This window comes from Mycobacterium angelicum (genome assembly GCF_002086155.1).
Classification (GTDB): domain Bacteria; phylum Actinomycetota; class Actinomycetes; order Mycobacteriales; family Mycobacteriaceae; genus Mycobacterium; species Mycobacterium angelicum.
The window spans coordinates 1-1,659 of sequence record NZ_MVHE01000180.1; the positions used below are offsets into that span (position 1 = coordinate 1).

3 protein-coding genes are annotated in these 1,659 nt (G+C 73.3%); all 3 read right to left on the reverse strand.

Annotated elements, in window-relative coordinates; translation table 11 throughout:
- On the reverse strand, window positions 1–576 hold a 576-nt coding region (locus BST12_RS28830; protein WP_139802050.1), incomplete at its 3' end, for a PE family protein.
- A 91-nt stretch (window positions 577–667) separates the two neighbouring features.
- Window positions 668–1,357 carry a serine hydrolase family protein gene (locus BST12_RS28835; protein WP_083116523.1) on the reverse strand — a complete coding sequence of 230 codons (690 nt, stop codon included), beginning with the start codon at window positions 1,355–1,357 and terminating at the stop codon, window positions 668–670.
- Window positions 1,358–1,375: 18 nt separating this feature from the next.
- A partial coding sequence (locus BST12_RS32510) for a hypothetical protein (protein ID WP_211281394.1) occupies window positions 1,376–1,659 on the reverse strand: 284 nt, incomplete at its 5' end.

Here is a 1,659-nt window from a genome sequence, read left to right on the forward strand (position 1 = left end):
CCCGGGTGCCCCGGCGCCGCCGGCCCCGCCGGCGCCGCCGATGCCGGCCAGCCATCCGCCGGCCCCGCCGTCGCCGCCGTTGGCCCCGATACCGCCGGCCCCGCCGGCGCCGCCCTTGCCGAACATCCCGGCCGCTCCGCCGGCCCCACCGGCCTGGCCGGCCGCCCCGGCCGCACCATTGCCCCCGTTGCCGAACAGCAGACCGCCGTTGCCGCCGGCACCGCCGGGCGTGGTGGCGTCGGCGCCGTTGCCGATCAGCGGGCGGCCCAGCACCGCCTCGGCCAGCGCATTGACGTTGGTCAATTCCGCCGCGGCATAGGAGTTTCCGCTCGCGGACAAGCGGCCGATGATCTGGTCATGCAGCGTCGCCGCCTGCGCGGCCACCGCCTGATAGGCCCGGCCGTGGCCGCTGAACAGCGCGGCGATGGCCGCGGACACTTCGTCGCCGGCCGCAGTCGCCACCGCGGCCGTGGATGCCGCCGCCGCACTGTTGGCCGCGCTGATCGCCGAACCGATGTTTGCCAGATCTGTCGCCGCCGCGGCCATCGACGCCGGAGCCACCAGAACGAACGACATGGGCCACCTTTCAACGCAACCACCGCAACGCCGACCAGGGTGACCCGCAACTATTGGATAGTTCTTGAATGCCCTGCTCGCGTGGGTTGGGTCAGCCGCGGGCCAATTCCGGCAGCTGGTCCAGCAACCAGTCGGCCATCGTGCTCAGGACGCGAACCCCGGTCTGAAATGAGGCTGCGTCGGCGGCCAGCGCCACGCCCAGCCGCCCGCGCTCCATCGGCACCATCCCGAACTGCCGCACCAGGTAGCCCCCGTCCGCGCCGGGGCCCCAACCCCCTTTGGCAGCAACACCTTTGGCGGCCAAGCCCCAGCGCTGCTCGGCGGCCAGCCGGCGCATCAGGTCGATCACCGGCGCCGAACCCGCGACATCGGCCAGGTTGGCCGCGAACACCGCCTGGCGCGCCAGGGTCCATTGCGTTTGGCCGAATGCGGTGAAACCGGGGCGGATTCGCCGTGCCTCGACCACGGTGGCCGGATCGCCGGCCGCCGCGATGACGGCTTGCACGTGGCGCGCCGCCACCTCGGGTTCGCCCAGCTGCGCCCACAGGTCTTCGGAGGCGGGATTGTCGGATTCGGCAATTGCCTTGACTACCAACGACTTTGGAAGGTCTTCATCCTGGCGCAGGGCAGCGATCGCCAGCGGCACCTTAATGGTCGACCACGCGACGCCGGTCGACCACTCGCCCAGTGAATGCGCCCCAGTCGCGCCCGGGTGAGCGATCGCGATACCGATGCGAGCCGGCACACCGGCAGCCAGCGCCTCGAAGCTCGAGTTAGGCACGGCGTCGCATCGACAGGATCAGGCCACCCCGCCGGCTCCGGGATTGCCGCCGGTACCGGTACCGCTGCCGCCGGCGCCACCGCTGGCGCCACTACCCGCTTGGCCGGAATTGCTTGTGCCGCCGGTGCCGGTACCGCCGTTGACGCCGTTGCCGGCCGCCCCGCCGTCGCCGCCGGTGCCACCCAGGCCACTGTCGCCGCCGGTGGCTCCGGCGCCGGCGTTGCCGGATGTCGTACCGCTGCCGCCGGCGCCACCACCGCCGCCGGTGCCGCCGAAACCACCCGCCCCGCCGGCGCCGCCGG